This window comes from Pseudomonas aphyarum (assembly GCF_028657055.1).
GTDB lineage: Bacteria > Pseudomonadota > Gammaproteobacteria > Pseudomonadales > Pseudomonadaceae > Aquipseudomonas > Aquipseudomonas aphyarum.
The window spans coordinates 1-15,592 of sequence record NZ_JAMDGS010000001.1; the positions used below are offsets into that span (position 1 = coordinate 1).

Here is a 15,592-nt window from a genome sequence, read left to right on the forward strand (position 1 = left end):
AACCTTTGGGGTGCAGTCCAGAGCGTGGGAACGATCTACGTCGTGGCGATCCGTTACGCGCTTGGGCCTTCAGGTTTAAGGATCAACACCGCCAGCGGCGGCAAATTCAGCTCCAGCGACAACGCCTGCCCATGGCTGGCGACCTCTTCGGTGAACGCCCCGCCCCCGTTGCCATAATTGGAACCGGCATACGTATCGGCGTCACTGTTAAGCAATTCCTTCCAGCGCCCGGCAAACGGCACGCCCACCCGATAAGACTGGCGCGGTACCGGAGTGAAGTTGGCTACCACCAGCACCGGCGTTCCGTCCTTGCTCCAGCGCAGCCACGCGTAAACGCTGTTGATCGCATCGTCACCGATCAACCACTGAAAGCCTTGCGGCGCATCGTCCTGCTCGTGCAGCGCCGGCTCTTCGCGGTAGAGCCGGTTGAGGTCGCCGACCAGTTTCTGCACGCCTTTGTGTTCCGAATACTGCAGCAGATACCAGTCGAGTTGCTGATCGTGATTCCACTCGCGCCACTGACCGAACTCGCAGCCCATGAACAGCAGCTTCTTGCCGGGATGGGTCCACATGAAACTCAGATAAGCCCGCAGGTTTGCGAACTTCTGCCAGCGGTCGCCGGGCATCTTGTCGATCAGCGAATGCTTGCCGTGCACCACCTCGTCGTGGGAAATCGGCAGGATGAAACGCTCGGACCAGGCGTAGACCAGGCCGAAACTCAACTCGTTGTGGTGATGGGCGCGGTACACCGGATCCTGCTGGATGTAATGCAGCGAATCGTGCATCCAGCCCATGTTCCATTTGTAAGCGAAACCGAGACCACCCTGTTGGGTGCTCTGACTGACGCCCGGCCACGCCGTGGATTCTTCGGCGATCACCAGCGCGCCCGGTGCTTCCAGCGCCACTACGTCGTTCAAGTGCCGCAGGAAATCGATGGCTTCCAGGTTCTCGCGACCGCCATGACGATTGGGCACCCACTCGCCGGCCTTGCGCGAATAGTCGCGATAGAGCATCGACGCCACCGCATCGACCCGCAGACCGTCGACATGGAAATGCTTCAACCAGTGCAGCGCCGAGGCCAGCATGTAGCCATGCACTTCGGTGCGGCCGAGGTTGTAGATCAGCGTGTCCCAGTCCTGGTGGAAGCCTTCCAGCGGATTGCCGTACTCGTACAGCGCGGTGCCATCGAACTGCGCCAGACCGTGGGTATCCGTCGGAAAATGTGCCGGCACCCAGTCGAGAATTACGCCGATATCGGCCTGATGGCAGGCGTTGATGAACGCCGCGAATTCATCCGGCGTGCCGTAACGCGCGCTCGGGGCGAATTGCGACAGCAACTGATAACCCCAGGAACCGCCGAACGGGTGCTCCATGATCGGCATCAGTTCGATGTGGGTGAAACCCAGTTCCTTCACATACGGAATCAAACGCTCGGCCAGCTCCGGCCACGTGTATTGACGAGCCACTTCGCCCAGATCATCGAGCTCGCACTGCCAGGAACCGGCGTGCAATTCATAGATCGACAGCGGCGCATTGTGCTGCTGGCGCTCGCGGCGGCTGCTCATCCAGTCCTGATCCTGCCAGTCGATCTGCAACGGCGAGGCGACTTTCGATGCGGTGTCCGGCGGCAGGCTGGTGGCCAGCGCCATCGGGTCGGCCTTGAGCGGCAGGATGCCGTGGGCGCCGAGGATTTCGTACTTGTACAGATCACCCGCCTGCAGGCGCGGAATGAACAATTCCCAAACCCCGGACGGATGCCGCAGACGCATCGGATGCCGCCGCCCGTCCCAGACGTTGAAATCGCCGACCACCGACACCCGCCGGGCATTCGGTGCCCACACGGCAAAGCGCACACCGTCGACACCATCGACGGTTTTCAGCTGCGCGCCGAGGCAGCTGCTGAGGTCGCGGTGATTGCCTTCGGCGAACAGATACAAGTCCATTTCACCGAGCAACTGGCCAAAGCTGTAGGGATCTTCCGCAACCTGCTCACCACCGGCCCAACGGGTGCGCAACAGATACGGCCGCGCGTCGTCGAAATGGCCGACAAACAGCCCCGGCGTTTCCGTCGCTTCCAGCGGACCGCGCTCTTCCCCGCTGTGCCGGTCCAGCACCGAGACGCTCAACGCGCCGGGCAAATACGCCCGGATGAACTGCCCGCCGGCACCATCGCCGTGGGGGCCGAGAATGGAAAACGGGTCGTGGTGTTCTGCTCGCACCAGGGCATCGATGTCCTTCGCCCTGGGCAGCAATCGTTCGTTAACGTGACCCTGTTCCTTGTTCGAGAAACTCATGACTACTCTCCACCAAGATCGGAAAAGGGTTTGAGCCCCGTCAATAACCCATACAGACCGTGCAGCGGCACGGGCAGCCAGGTGGGGCGATTTTCGGCTTCATAGGCCACTTCGTAGGCCGCTTTCTCCAGACCGAACAACGCCAGTGCGGCGTCGGCACCTTCAGGATCTTGCCAAGCATGATCAAGACTAGCTGCCGCTTGGCGATATGCCTGGAGAAATGCTTCCCGGGCCTCACGCAGGTAACGCTCCGTAACCCGCCGACGCGCGGCTTCGGCCTCGGGGCTGTTGTCGACGTTGTGCACATTCAGGGCCATGGCGGCGGCGTAATCGAAGGAGCGCAGCACCCCACTGACGTCCTTGTACGGACTGTGCTTGCCTCGGCGCTCGGCCAGTGGCCGCGCCGGTTCGCCTTCGAAGTCGATCAGGTAGGCGTCGCCCTTGATCACCAGCACTTGTCCCAAATGCAGATCGCCGTGGACGCGGATCCGCAAGCCGCCAGCGGATTGCCTGGCCAGTTCCTGCACGTGGGCAAGAATGGTTTTCTTGTTGTCGAGCAACCGAGCAACAAGCTTCTGATCCGCCGCATCGAGTTCGCCCTGATGCTGCTTGAGCAACTTCAACGCATGCTCGACCTGCGCCACGACATCCTTGCCCGTCGCCTGCGCATCCTTGGCCGAACTGACCTGCGGCGCGAAGTCCTTGTTGTCGCTCGGCGCTGCCAGCACCTGATGCATTTCCCCCAGACGCTGGCCGAGCATGCCGGCGAAATCCTTCAGTTCACCCAAGGCGTTGTAGTGCTGCGCCTGTTCGGAAACAGCGTCGGCCAGTTCGTCACGCAGCGCCCGTTCGAGGTTGTTCTGCGTCCATTCCCAGGCGTCGCCCTGATTGCTCAGATAACCCTGCGCAATCATCAGTAGGTTGTCTTCGCCCTTACCGTCGCGGCGAATCACCGAGCCGAGCAGCGGGGAGATATTGGCAAATCCGGCCGCCGTCAGGTAAGCACTCATCTCCAGTTCCGGGTGTACGCCGGAAGCGACTTTTCGAATCAGCTTGAGCACCAGACTGTTGCCGATCACCACCGAACTGTTGGATTGCTCGGCGGACAGATAGCGCACTTCGGACTCCGCACCGAGGCCGAGTTTTTCCAGTTGTGGCGTCGCCTCGAAACGGATCTCGCCCTCACTGGATTCCAGCACCGTACCGCCCTGCATGCCTTGCAACACCGCGCGAATGAACGCTTCAAGACTGAAGGCATCGGTGATCAACCCGACCTGACGCACCCGGCGCACTCGCGCCAAGGCCAGTTGCTGCGGCAACGCCGGCCCGACCTGATCTTCGGCAATGAAGCCGAACGGCAATTGATAACGGCTGGTCTGCCCGCCGCTCTGCACTTCGATTTCGCTGAACAGCACCGGATGCTGCGCGTCGCCGAAGCGCACGCCGTAGGCCAGCTTCACCTGGTCGATGGCGGCGTCCTTGCCGGCGAACCAGCGGCGGTTCTGCAGCCAGTTCGGCAGGATCGCCTGTTCGAGGGTGGCGCGGGACGGCGCTTCGAGCAGTTCTTCCATGCGCTTTTTCAGCACCAGCGTGGTGAAGTCCGGCAGGCTCTGCGCCGGCTCGACGTGCCAGCTCGGCATCTGGTTTTCCGCCGCCAGGCCGAACCAGTAGAAGCCGTAAGGCGGCAAGGTCAGCAGGAAACTCAACTGGCCGATGGGTGGGAACGCGTTACCGCCGAGCATCTCCACCGGCACCATGCCGACGTAGGCCGACAGGTCGAGCTCCACCGCTTGTGCGCTGCGCGACACGTTGGCCACGCACAGAATCGTTTCATGCTTGCCGTCCGGTCCGGTGTATTCGCGGGTGTAGGCCAGCACGCGACGGTTGGCCGGCGACAGCATCTTCAAGGTGCCGCGACCGAATGCCTTGGATTGCTTGCGCACGGTCAGCAGGCGCCGGGTCCAATTCAGCAGCGAATGCGGATCGCCGGCCTGGGTTTCGACGTTGACCGACTGATAGCCGTATTGCGGGTCCATGATCGGCGGCAGCACCAGACTGGCCGGGTCGGCGCGGGAGAATCCGCCGTTGCGGTCGATCGACCATTGCATCGGCGTACGCACGCCGTCGCGGTCGCCGAGGTAGATGTTGTCGCCCATGCCGATTTCATCGCCGTAATACAGGGTCGGCGTGCCGGGCATCGACAGCAGCAGGCTGTTGAGCAATTCGATGCGCCGGCGGTCGCGCTCCATCAACGGTGCCAGACGCCGGCGGATGCCGAGGTTGATCCGCGCGCGACGGTCGGCGGCGTAGTAATTCCACAGGTAGTCGCGTTCCTTGTCGGTGACCATCTCCAGCGTCAGTTCATCGTGGTTGCGCAGGAAGATCGCCCATTGGCAATTGGCCGGAATCTCCGGGGTCTGGCGCAGGATGTCGGTGATCGGGAAGCGATCCTCCTGGGCCAGCGCCATGTACATGCGCGGCATCAGCGGGAAATGGAACGCCATGTGGCATTCATCACCATTCACGCCCTCGGCGTCGGTGTCACCGAAGTACAGCTGGGTGTCTTCCGGCCATTGATTGGCTTCGGCCAACAGCATGCGATCCGGGTAGTTGGCATCGATTTCGGCGCGGATCTGCTTGAGGACGTCGTGGGTTTCCGGAAGGTTTTCGTTGTTGGTGCCGTCACGCTCGATCAGGTACGGAATCGCGTCCAGGCGCAGGCCATCGATGCCCATGTCCAGCCAGTAACGCATCACCGACAGCACGGCTTTCATGACTTGCGGGTTGTCGAAATTGAGGTCTGGCTGGTGCGAATAGAAGCGGTGCCAGAAATACTGGCCGGCCACCGGGTCCCAGGTCCAGTTGGACTTTTCGGTGTCGAGGAAAATGATCCGGGTGCCGTCGTATTTCTGGTCGTCATCCGACCACACGTAGAAGTCCCGCGCCGCCGAGCCGGGCTTGGCCTTGCGCGCCCGCTGGAACCACGGGTGCTGATCCGAGGTGTGGTTGATGACCAGCTCAGTGATCACCCGCAACCCACGCTTGTGCGCTTCGGCAATGAATCGCTTGGCATCGGCCATCGTCCCGTAATCGCTGTGTACGCCACGGTATTCGGCAATGTCGTAACCGTCGTCACGGCGTGGCGAGGGGTAGAACGGCAACAGCCAGATGGTATTGACGCCGAGTTCGGCGATGTAGTCGAGTTTGGCGATCAGGCCGGGAAAGTCGCCGATCCCGTCGTTGTTGGAGTCGAAAAAGGATTTAACGTGAACTTGATAGATAACCGCGTCCTTGTACCAGAGCGGATCCTTGATGAAGGTGGCTGACTTGGGTTTCTTCGCCATGTGAAACTCCTGTTCAATTCGCTGATGCCCTCGCCACAGGGGCTGATTTCAAAAGCTCAAGCGGCGGTGATCCGCCAGATTCCGAACGGCTGGTAAGCCGGGTCGATCCGCATGAACTGGTACTTGCCGTGCCAGTCCCAGCGATGGCCGTTCATCAGGTCTTCGCCGTGGGTGGTGGCATCGTCCGGCAGGCCCATTTCCCACAGCGGCAGCTCGAAATTCGCCTCCTGCACGTTATGCGGATCGAGGCTGACGGCCACCAGAATGAAGTTGCTGCCGTCCGCGCTGCGCTTGCCGAAATACAGAATGTTGTCGTTCCAGGCGTTGTAGATCTTCAGGCCCAGATGGCTGTGCAGCGCCGGGTTCTGGCGGCGGATGCGGTTGAGCTGGGCGATCTCGGCAATGATGTTGCCGGGCTGGTTGAAGTCGCGGACGCGGATCTCGTACTTCTCGGAATCGAGGTATTCCTCCTTGCCCGGCACCGGCGCCGATTCGCACAGTTCGAACCCCGAATACATGCCCCACAGGCCCGAACCCATGGTTGCCAGCGCCGCGCGGATGAGAAATCCGGGACGTCCCGATTCATGCAGGAACGCCGGGTTGATGTCCGGCGTGTTGACGAAGAAATTCGGCCGGTAGCACTCGCGCCACGGCGATTCATTGAGTTCGCTGAAATAGGTCGCCAGTTCGGCCTTGGTGTTGCGCCAGGTGAAATAGGTGTAGCTCTGGGTGTAACCGACCTTGCCCAGCCGCGCCATCATCGCCGGGGTGGTGAAGGCCTCGGCGAGGAAGATCACTTCCGGGTAAAGCGTGCGCACGTCGGCGATCAGCCATTGCCAGAACGGCAGCGGCTTGGTGTGCGGGTTATCGACGCGAAAGATCTTCACGCCCTCCTGCACCCAGCCGACCACGATGTCGCGCAGCTCGACCCACAGGCTCGGAATCGCTTCCGGCGCATAGAAGTCGACGTTGACGATGTCCTGGTATTTCTTCGGCGGGTTCTCCGCGTATTTGATCGTGCCGTCCGGCCGCCAGTTGAACCAGCCCGGATGCTGCTTGAGCCACGGGTGATCCTGGGAACACTGGATCGCGAAGTCGAGGGCGATTTCCAGACCATGGTCAGCGGCAGCAGCCACCAGCCGGCGGAAGTCCTCGCGGGTGCCGAGCTGTGAGTGAATCGCTTCGTGGCCACCCTCCTCGCTGCCGATCGCATACGGGCTGCCAGGATCATCCGGGCCGGCGGTCAAGGAATTGTTGCGACCTTTGCGATGGCTGCGGCCAATCGGGTGGATCGGCGTGAAGTACAACACGTCGAAGCCCATGTCCTGAATCATCGGCAGGCGCGAGTGCACGTCATTGAAGGTGCCGTGGCGGGCGGGATCGTCAGTGATCGAGCGGGGAAACAGTTCATACCAGCTGGCGAATTCCGCCAGTTCGCGCTCGACGTCCACCGGGAATTCCGGGCTGAGGCTCAGATAGGCGCGATGATCGGCCTCGGCCATCAGTTGCGCACTGCGCGAGTGCAGAAACAACGCGACCTGCTCGGTTTCGAGCAGGCCGGACAATTCGTGATGCAAGCCGGCCAGTTGTTCGCTCAACTGACCTTCGCTGCGCTCGGCGGCCTGCTGCACCATGGTGCGCCCCTCTTGCAGCTCGAGGCTGACCGGGACGGCGGCGGTGTGTTTCTTCTCCAGTTCGTACTGAAAACTGGCGAACTGGTCGATCCACGCTTCGATCAGGAACAGATAGCGGCCCATGCGTTGCGGCTGAAATACGCCGCGCCAGCCGTTGTTGCCCTGATCGCTCATGACTTCGGTCTGCCAGGTCTCATCGCCCTCTTCGCGCCAGCGAATGCGCACCGCCAGCTTGTCGTGACCGTCGGCAAACACCTTGCTGGTGACCACGATCTCCCGGCCGGCAATCGCCTTGACGGCAAACTGTCCGCCGTCGAGGGTCGGCGCGGTGTTTTCAATGACGATGCGCGGCAGCAGCAAGGCCTGCGACAGCGGCATGTGCGGGTTGTAGCTCAGTTCGGAGGGTTTTTCAGCAGTCATTGAGCATCTCTCCTTAACGCCCCAAGGACGCTCGTTTGCCTGTTTGGCGGTCACGACCGGGCCTGCGCCCGGCGATGAACTCTCTCAGGTTCCGAGCGACCCATACCGGGAAAAGTTCACAGGGATTTGCCCCGCCACAAAATCGGATCGATTTCGCAGTGAAGTGGTCAACCCACTTAAGCACTTCCCACGCCAAGTGCCACACGGAGGTTCACCCGATGACAATTCCGATTCCGGCCGAAACACCTGATCCGAACATCGACAAACCGGTCCTGCCCGAGACCGAGCCGCAGCCGTTCCCCGAACAGGAACCGCCTGGCACCACGCCACCGCCCAAGGAAGAACCACCGACGACCATGCCGCCGGTGATCGTTTGATCAACGAGGATCGTCATTATCTTTTTCAAAGATTTTCACGATCCTCGGCATCACGCTGAAAATCCCCAACGCCAGCAACGTACTGAGCACTGCCGTCGCCTCGCGGCCCAGACCGGCCGCGACGCCGATGGCGGCGGTCATCCACAAACCGGCGGCGGTGGTCAGGCCTTTGACGTGGCCTTCGTCACCTTCGTGGTTCTTGAGGATGGTGCCGGCGCCGAGAAAGCCGATCCCGGCAATCACGCCCTGCACCACCCGGCTCATCGCGTCGGCTTGGGAACCGGACAATTGCGGCACCAGCACGAACAGCGCCGCACCAAGCGCCACCAGCATGTGCGTTCGCACCCCGGCGGCCTTGCCCTTGTGTTCGCGCTCGAATCCGAGAATTCCGCCCAATATCGCTGCCATCAGCAGGCGCACGGTGATTCGCGTCAGCTGCGATGCATCGCCGATGTCGGCGAACTCCGCTTGCAGGGTTTCCCACACTTCATGCCACCAGGCGTTCATCGTGCAGTCCTTATCAGGAGGTCATAGAGGGTGGACAGCACCGACCATTAATCGGTTGCGTAGAACGATCTGCAAAACCGCGCACCCTAACTGTTCAGATCCCCTGTGAAAAAGGACAGCCCCATGCCCCTTCGTATCGATGAAAGCAATCCGGAATCGAAAGTCTGTTTTTTTACCGTTGAAAATGGTGAAGAGATTCGGATCTGCGACACGCTGGAAGTCAGGACAGATAGCGAAAAAGCCATGTCGTTCGTCGAAGTGGAAGGACGGCGCATCTACGTCACCGAGGCCGAAGCTGATGCATTGACCGTCGCAGGCGCCCGGGATGGACGCAAACACCTGAAGGCCGACGACAGTGATTCGGTGATTTGACTGACCTCGATCAACAACCGGCGCAGGCGTCTGGGATAGGCATCTGCGCCTTGACCTGCGGGCTGCTTCAAGTTGTCGCAGGCTTTGCCACAAAACCCATCTGATACGCTTTTTATTGAAATACCTGAGTCTGTTATGCAAACAGATCGGCGCTCATAGTTCCCTGGCCTGATGGAGGCTGATGAGCGAACGACCATGAGCGAACGAATCCCCGTCCGAACCGTAGAAGCATCTCCCCAGATAAAAAAAGTACCGGCGCGCCCAATGAAGGCGAAACACGCCACCAGCGACAACCAGATTTTCACCCGCAGCTTCACCGGCCTGTTCCGCACCTTGCGCATGAGCGGCGCGGGGTTTCTGTTCCTGTTGTTTTTCGGCACGGTATGGCTGAACTGGGGCGGACGTCAGGCGGTGCTCTGGGACCTTTCCGAAAGCAAGTTCCACATCTTTGGCGCGACCTTCTGGCCGCAGGATTTCATTCTGCTGTCGGCGCTGCTGATCATCGCCGCGTTCGGCCTGTTCGCGATTACCGTGTTCGCCGGCCGGGTCTGGTGTGGTTACACCTGCCCGCAGAGCTCGTGGACGTGGATCTTCATGTGGTGCGAGAAGATCACCGAAGGCGAACGCAATCAGCGGATCAAGCTGCAAGCGGCGCCCTGGAGCTTGAACAAACTGGCGCGGCGTGCGGCCAAGCACACGCTGTGGCTGGCGATCAGCGTGCTGACTGGTCTGACCTTTGTCGGCTACTTCACCCCGATCCGTCCGCTGGCCGAAGAGCTGCTGACCTTGCAGATCGGCGGTGTCAGCCTGTTCTGGGTGCTGTTCTTTACCGCCGCCACTTACATCAATGCCGGCTGGCTGCGTGAGGCAGTGTGCATGCACATGTGCCCGTATGCGCGATTCCAGAGCGTGATGTTCGACAAGGACACGCTGGCGATTTCCTACGACGTGGCCCGTGGCGAAAACCGTGGCCCGCGCAAACGCGAGGTGAAACCGGCCGAAGCCGGCCTCGGTGATTGCATCGACTGCCAGTTGTGCGTGCAGGTCTGCCCGACCGGTATCGACATCCGCGACGGCCTGCAAATGGAATGCATCGGCTGCGCGGCGTGCATCGATGCCTGCGACTCGATCATGGACAAGATGAATTACGCCCGAGGCCTGATTCGCTATACCTCCGAGCGTGAGTTGCAGGGTGGCAAGACGCATCTGCTGCGCCCGAGACTGATCGGCTACGTCGCGGTGCTGGTGGTGATGATAGGCGCCCTCGCCCTGGCGTTGGTCGAACGGCCGATGGTGTCGCTGGACGTGACCAAGGATCGTGGCCTGTTCCGTGAGAACGGTCAGGGCCAGATTGAAAACATCTACACCCTCAAGGTCATCAACAAGACCCAGCAGCGCCAGGACTACAACCTGACGTTGGTCGACGGTGAAGGCTTCCAGCTGCAAGGCAAGACCGAACTGAGCCTGGCACCGGGCGAAATTGTCGATGTGCCGGTGTCGGTGGCAATGACCACGGAACGTGCGGCCAGCAGCTCGCAGACCTTGAGTTTCAAGATTGCCGACAGTGATGAGCCAGAGATTTATAGCGTGGCGAAGAGCCGGTTTGTTGCGCCGATGAATCGGTGAGGCTTTAAGATGGCGGCGGTTCCAAGGGTTGTGGTGTGTCAGTGCGATTGGCCCTCACCCCAGCCCTCTCCCGGAGGGAGAGGGAGCCGACCGCGATGTCTGGCGTTATACATCGACCTGAAATACCGAGTCGATTATGGATTCACAGCAGCACGATCAGGTCGATGTAACTCTGAAGCATCCCACGATCAGTCCCCTCTCCCTCCAAGAGAGGGAGCCGGCTGCGATGTCTCGCGCTACACATCGACCTGAAAAACCGGGTCGATTATGGATTCACAGCAGCACGATCAGGTCGATGTAACTCTGCAGCATCCCCCGATCAGTCCCCTCTCCCTCCGGGAGAGGGCTAGGGTGAGGGCTGATGCCACTGACCCACCACAAAAACATCAAACACCACGCACCAAGGCCCCCGATGAAACGCTACGAAAAATTCGCCGACGACATCGCTGAACTGATCCGCTCCGGCGTCCTCGGCCCCGGTCAGCGGGTGCCGTCGGTGCGCTACGCGAGCCAGACTTACGGCGTCAGCCCGTCCACGGTATTCCAGGCGTATTACCTGCTGGAACGCCGCGGCCTGATCCGCGCCCGTCCGCGCTCCGGCTACTTCGTCAACACCCACGCCCCGAGCCCGTTCTCGGAGCCAGTGATCAGCAGCCAGGTCAACGAGTCCACCAAGGTCGACGTCAGCGAGCTGGTGTTCTCGGTACTCGAGTCAATCAAAGACCCCAGCACCGTACCCTTCGGCTCGGCATTCCCCAGCCCGACCCTGTTCCCCCTGCAACGTCTGTCCCGGTCACTGGCCAGCGCCGCCCGGGAAATGGACCCGCGCATGGTGGTCACCGACATGTCGCCGGGCAACCCGCAACTGCGCCGGCAGATCGCCCTGCGCTACATGGTCGGCGGGCTGATGCTGCCGATGGAAGAACTGCTGATCACCAACGGCGCCCTCGAAGCGCTGAACCTGTGCCTGCAAGCCGTGACCGAACCCGGTGATCTGGTGGCCATCGAAGCCCCGGCGTTCTACGCCAGCCTGCAAGTGCTGGAACGCCTGAAACTCAAAGCCGTGGAAATCCCCGTGCACCCACGCGACGGTATCGACCTCGGCGTGCTCGCCCAGACGCTCGAGCGGCATCCGATCAAGGCCTGCTGGTGCATGACCAGTTTCCAGAACCCGATGGGCGCGACCATGCCCGAGGCCAAGAAACAGGAGCTGGTGGAACTGCTGAAACAGCATCAGGTGCCGCTGATCGAAGACGACGTCTACGCCGAACTCTATTACGGCCAGCAGGCGCCGAAACCGGCCAAGGCCTTCGACACCGAAGGTCTGGTAATGCATTGCGGCTCGTTCGCCAAGAGCCTGGCCCCCGGCTACCGCATCGGCTGGGTCGCCGCCGGCCGCTACGCGCAAAAGATCGAACGACTGAAACTGATGACCTCGCTGTGCGCCTCAATGCCGGCCCAAGCAGCCATCGCCGACTACCTGCAACACGGCGGCTACGACCGCCACCTGCGCAAACTGCGCTACGCCCTGGAAGAACAGCAAAGCGCGATGCTAGCCGCCATCGCCCGTTATTTCCCGGCGCAGACGCGCGTCAGCCAACCGGCCGGCGGTTACTTCCTTTGGCTGGAACTGCCACCGCAGATGGATTCGTTGAAGTTGTTTCAGATGGCGCTGGCGCAGGGCATCAGCATTGCGCCGGGGCCGATTTTTTCGCCGACTCAGCGCTTTCGCAATTGCATCCGTTTGAACTACGGCAGCCCGTGGACCGAGGATGCGGAGAAAGCGATGGAAACGTTGGGGCGGATTGTGCGGTCGTTCTGACCAATCGATGTCGATTGCACTGGCGCTATCGCTGGCAAGCCAGCTCCCACAGGGTTCACCGTCGTTCACAAAAACTGCGGTTCACATCAATCACTGTGGGAGCTGGCTTGCCAGCGATGAGGCCAGAACGGGCAACACAACTTTCAGGAGTTAACGCCCGCCGCCGAGATCGACAAAGGTCCCGGTCGCATACGAAGCCTTGTCCGACAACAACCAAACAATCGCCTCCGCCACTTCATCCGGCCGCCCGCCCCGGGCCATCGGAATCGCCGACTCCAGCTTGCTGACCCGATCCGGATCGCCGCTCAACGCATGGAAATCGGTATAGATGTAACCCGGACGCACTGCGTTCACCCGAATCCCCTCGCCCGCCACTTCCTTGGACAGGCCGATGGTAAACGTATCCAGCGCGCCTTTGGACGCGGCGTAATCGACGTACTCATTGGGCGAGCCCAACCGCGCGGCGACCGAAGAGACGTTGACGATGCTGCCACCCTGCCCGCCGTGTTTGGGCGACATGCGCAGGATCGCGTGCTTGGCGCAGAGGATCGGCGCCAGGACGTTGGTTTTCATGATTTTGAGGATGCGGAATTCGGACATTTCGTCGACCCGGGACTTTTGCCCCACGGTGCCGGCGTTGTTCACCAAGGCGGTGACGCGGCCCAGTTCGCTATCGACCCGCTGAAACAGCGCGATCACTTCGTCTTCGATACTGACGTCGGCACGCACGGCGATGGCCGTTGCCCCGCGCTCACGCACCTGATCGAGCACGTGGTGCGCCGCCTGTTCGTCCGTCTGGTAATTGATGCAGATCCGGTAGCCTTGCTCGGCAGCCAACAACGCAGTGGCGGCGCCGATTCCACGACCGCCGCCGGTGATCACAATGACTTTATCCATGCTGGCCTTTCCCCCGATGCACACGTAACAGTCGGGGCAAGAATAACCGTCATTGCAGGGTTTTGCATGACCTGCGATTAGTGACTCAGCTCACCGCCAATGGTTTGCCGCGCACGATGTCCTGCAGGAAGCGATCCGCCGGCATCGGGTGACCGAGCAGATAACCTTGCAGCGAATCGCAGCCCAGTTGCGTCAGGAAATCCTGCTGCGAATCGGTCTCCACACCTTCAGCCACGATGCGCAGCCCCAGCGCCTGACCGAGGGCAACGATCGCCGAGACGATAGCCGCGTCATCGCTGTCGTGTTCCAGATCGCGGACGAAACCGCGATCGATCTTCAGCTCGTTGGCCGGCAGACGCTTGAGGTACATCAGGCTCGAATAACCAGTGCCGAAGTCGTCGATGGACAGGTCGACGCCCATGTCGGACAGCTCCTGCAGCACCGTCATGCTCGCGTCGGCGTCGCTCATGGCGGTGGTTTCGGTGATTTCCAGGGTCAGGCTGTTGGCTGGCAAATGGTGCGTTGCCAGGGCCTTGGCCACGCTGCGCACCAGCCCTGAATGGCAGAACTGCAACGCCGACAGGTTCACCGCAATCCGCCAGTCGGTGTAACCCAACACATACCACTCGCGCATCTGCCGGCAGGCTTCGTTGAGCACCCACTCGCCAATCGGAATGATCAGCCCGGTCTTCTCCGCCAGATCGATGAACTTGTCCGGCATCAGCATGCCGTGGGTCGGATGTTCCCAGCGCAACAAGGCTTCGGCACCCACCGGACGACCATCGGCCGCATGGAATTTGGGTTGGTAATGCAGGCTGAACTCGCTGTGTTCCAGCGCCGCCCGCAAGTCCTGCAACAGTTGCAGTTGTTTGCGCGCGTTGCTGTTCATCGAGGCGTCGAAGAAGCTGTAGCCGTTCTTGCCGCCGCCCTTGGCGTGGTACATCGCGGCGTCGGCGTTCATCAGCAGTTCCTGGGCGCTCTGGCCGTTGCCCGGGTACAGGGCGATGCCGACGCTGGCGGAAATCTGCAGCTCATGTTCGGCGACCCGGAACGACTGCGCGATCAGGCCGACCTGACGCGCCGCCAGGCCCAGCGCATCGTTGGGTTCGGTCAGGCGCACCAGCAGGACAAATTCATCGCCGCCGATCCGCGCCAGGGTATCCAGGCTGCGCAAATCTTCACGCAAGCGCACCGCCACTTCGCGCAGCAACTGGTCGCCCATGTGGTGACCAAAAGCATCGTTGACCGGTTTGAAGCCGTCCAGATCGATGAACATCAAAGCAAAGCAACCGCCCTGCTCGTTGACCTTTTTCATCGCCTGATTGATCCGGTCGTCCAGCAACATGCGGTTCGGCAGGCCGGTCAGGGTGTCGTGCAGCGCCAGTTGGGTGAGTTCGCGGTTGGCCACGGTCAACGAATGGGCGAGATCAGCGGTGCGGGCTTCGAGGCGCGCGTCGAGAATCGAGGTCAGCAACGCGATGGCCAGTACCGCCAGCGTGGTGATCAGCACCAGATTGTCGAGGCCGTTGCCGTTGAGGCCGCTGAGTGCCGCACCGCAAAAACTGCCGTCGGGAAACCGCGCCGCCGCCATGCCGGTGTAATGCATGCCGACAATCGCCACGCCCATGACAATCGCCGCCCCGGCACGGAACAACCGCACGTAAGGTGACTGCTGACGCAGACGAAAGGCGATCCACAACGCTGCCGCCGAAGCGCCAACGGCGATCAACAGCGAGGCGCCGAACAGTGTCGGATCGTAGTCGATGCCCGGTTGCATGCGCATCGCGGCCATGCCGGTGTAATGCATCGCGCTGATGCCGGCGCCCATGATCAATGCGCCAAAGGCCAGTTGCCAGGCCGGCAGTTTCGGCTGGCTGACCAGCCACAGGGCAAAACCGCAGGACAGCACGGCGATCAGCAATGAGAGCGCTGTGATCGAAATGTCGTAACCGAGGCTGATCGGCAGCTTGAACGCCAGCATGCCAATGAAGTGCATCGACCAGACGCCGATGCCCATGGCAAACGCCCCGCCGGCCGTCCATAAATGCACGGCGCGGCCCTTGGCAGTGGCAATGCGCCCGGTGAGATCGAGCGCGGTGTAGGAAGCGAGGATCGCCACACACAGCGAAATGAAAACCAGCGTGAAGGAATAGCTACCGATGAGCATGAGAATTCTCGTGACCACCCCGCCGTACTGCGTCCGTTCTCAGCGGGGCCAAATGCGCCGATTGTACTGATTGCACAGAAGAACGCACTGACAAAGTAATCAAATGGCCATCAACCCGATGAAACGCTTGTT

The 15,592-nt window shown here is 61.2% G+C and carries 10 protein-coding genes; 4 read left to right on the plus strand and 6 right to left on the minus strand.

Annotated elements, in window-relative coordinates:
• Nucleotides 1-53: 53 nt before the first annotated feature.
• Genes glgB through M5G18_RS00015 form a run of 3 tightly spaced genes read right to left on the minus strand, consistent with a single transcriptional unit; the run spans nucleotide 54 to nucleotide 7,692 of the window.
• Nucleotides 54-2,294, minus strand: coding sequence for a 1,4-alpha-glucan branching protein GlgB (gene glgB, locus M5G18_RS00005; protein ID WP_179695152.1), 2,241 nt, complete (start codon nucleotides 2,292-2,294; stop codon nucleotides 54-56).
• A gap of 2 nt (nucleotides 2,295-2,296) precedes the next feature.
• Nucleotides 2,297-5,638, minus strand: a complete 3,342-nt coding sequence (gene treS, locus M5G18_RS00010; RefSeq protein ID WP_273900178.1) for a maltose alpha-D-glucosyltransferase — start codon at nucleotides 5,636-5,638, stop codon at nucleotides 2,297-2,299.
• Between the two features lie 56 nt (nucleotides 5,639-5,694).
• Nucleotides 5,695-7,692: an alpha-1,4-glucan--maltose-1-phosphate maltosyltransferase gene (locus M5G18_RS00015; protein ID WP_273900177.1), complete on the minus strand. Its 1,998-nt coding sequence runs from the start codon at nucleotides 7,690-7,692 to the stop codon at nucleotides 5,695-5,697.
• Nucleotides 7,693-7,910: 218 nt separating this feature from the next.
• Here M5G18_RS00015 and M5G18_RS00020 point away from each other — a divergent pair, with 218 nt between their 5' ends.
• Nucleotides 7,911-8,069 carry a hypothetical protein gene (locus M5G18_RS00020; RefSeq protein WP_273900176.1) on the plus strand — a complete coding sequence of 53 codons (159 nt, stop codon included), beginning with the start codon at nucleotides 7,911-7,913 and terminating at the stop codon, nucleotides 8,067-8,069.
• Here the strand turns inward: M5G18_RS00020 and M5G18_RS00025 are convergent, their stop codons facing one another.
• On the minus strand, nucleotides 8,070-8,576 hold the full coding sequence (locus tag M5G18_RS00025; RefSeq protein ID WP_262192505.1) for an MgtC/SapB family protein: 507 nt from the start codon (nucleotides 8,574-8,576) through the stop codon (nucleotides 8,070-8,072).
• Between the two features lie 123 nt (nucleotides 8,577-8,699).
• Between M5G18_RS00025 and M5G18_RS00030 the strand changes: the two genes are divergently transcribed.
• The 3 genes from M5G18_RS00030 to mapR all read left to right on the plus strand — a co-directional run bounded on the left by M5G18_RS00030 (nucleotide 8,700) and on the right by mapR (nucleotide 12,396).
• Nucleotides 8,700-8,948, plus strand: a complete 249-nt coding sequence (locus tag M5G18_RS00030) for a DUF3203 family protein (protein ID WP_007952135.1) — start codon at nucleotides 8,700-8,702, stop codon at nucleotides 8,946-8,948.
• Nucleotides 8,949-9,143: 195 nt separating this feature from the next.
• Nucleotides 9,144-10,574 carry a cytochrome c oxidase accessory protein CcoG gene (gene ccoG, locus M5G18_RS00035; RefSeq protein WP_262161666.1) on the plus strand — a complete coding sequence of 477 codons (1,431 nt, stop codon included), beginning with the start codon at nucleotides 9,144-9,146 and terminating at the stop codon, nucleotides 10,572-10,574.
• Nucleotides 10,575-10,986: 412 nt separating this feature from the next.
• On the plus strand, nucleotides 10,987-12,396 hold the full coding sequence (gene mapR / locus M5G18_RS00040) for a GntR family transcriptional regulator MpaR (protein ID WP_039772397.1): 1,410 nt from the start codon (nucleotides 10,987-10,989) through the stop codon (nucleotides 12,394-12,396).
• 150 nt (nucleotides 12,397-12,546) lie between these two features.
• Here the strand turns inward: mapR and M5G18_RS00045 are convergent, their stop codons facing one another.
• Both M5G18_RS00045 and M5G18_RS00050 read right to left on the minus strand, forming a co-directional pair.
• Complete coding sequence (locus tag M5G18_RS00045; protein ID WP_273898625.1) at nucleotides 12,547-13,293, minus strand: SDR family oxidoreductase; 747 nt, start codon at nucleotides 13,291-13,293, stop codon at nucleotides 12,547-12,549.
• A gap of 85 nt (nucleotides 13,294-13,378) precedes the next feature.
• Complete coding sequence (locus M5G18_RS00050; RefSeq protein WP_273898624.1) at nucleotides 13,379-15,460, minus strand: putative bifunctional diguanylate cyclase/phosphodiesterase; 2,082 nt, start codon at nucleotides 15,458-15,460, stop codon at nucleotides 13,379-13,381.
• Nucleotides 15,461-15,592 lie beyond the last annotated feature (132 nt).

Excerpts from the sequence above, each read along its gene's own strand:
- M5G18_RS00030 (WP_007952135.1), top strand. The coding sequence starts at position 8,700 with ATGCCCCTTCGTATCGATGAAAGCAATCCGGAATCGAAAGTCTGTTTT.
- M5G18_RS00050 (WP_273898624.1), bottom strand. The coding sequence starts at position 15,460 with ATGCTCATCGGTAGCTATTCCTTCACGCTGGTTTTCATTTCGCTGTGT.
- ccoG (WP_262161666.1), top strand. The coding sequence starts at position 9,144 with ATGAGCGAACGAATCCCCGTCCGAACCGTAGAAGCATCTCCCCAGATA.
- treS (WP_273900178.1), bottom strand. The coding sequence starts at position 5,638 with ATGGCGAAGAAACCCAAGTCAGCCACCTTCATCAAGGATCCGCTCTGG.
- M5G18_RS00015 (WP_273900177.1), bottom strand. The coding sequence starts at position 7,692 with ATGACTGCTGAAAAACCCTCCGAACTGAGCTACAACCCGCACATGCCG.
- glgB (WP_179695152.1), bottom strand. The coding sequence starts at position 2,294 with ATGAGTTTCTCGAACAAGGAACAGGGTCACGTTAACGAACGATTGCTG.
- mapR (WP_039772397.1), top strand. The coding sequence starts at position 10,987 with ATGAAACGCTACGAAAAATTCGCCGACGACATCGCTGAACTGATCCGC.
- M5G18_RS00025 (WP_262192505.1), bottom strand. The coding sequence starts at position 8,576 with ATGAACGCCTGGTGGCATGAAGTGTGGGAAACCCTGCAAGCGGAGTTC.
- M5G18_RS00045 (WP_273898625.1), bottom strand. The coding sequence starts at position 13,293 with ATGGATAAAGTCATTGTGATCACCGGCGGCGGTCGTGGAATCGGCGCC.
- M5G18_RS00020 (WP_273900176.1), top strand. The coding sequence starts at position 7,911 with ATGACAATTCCGATTCCGGCCGAAACACCTGATCCGAACATCGACAAA.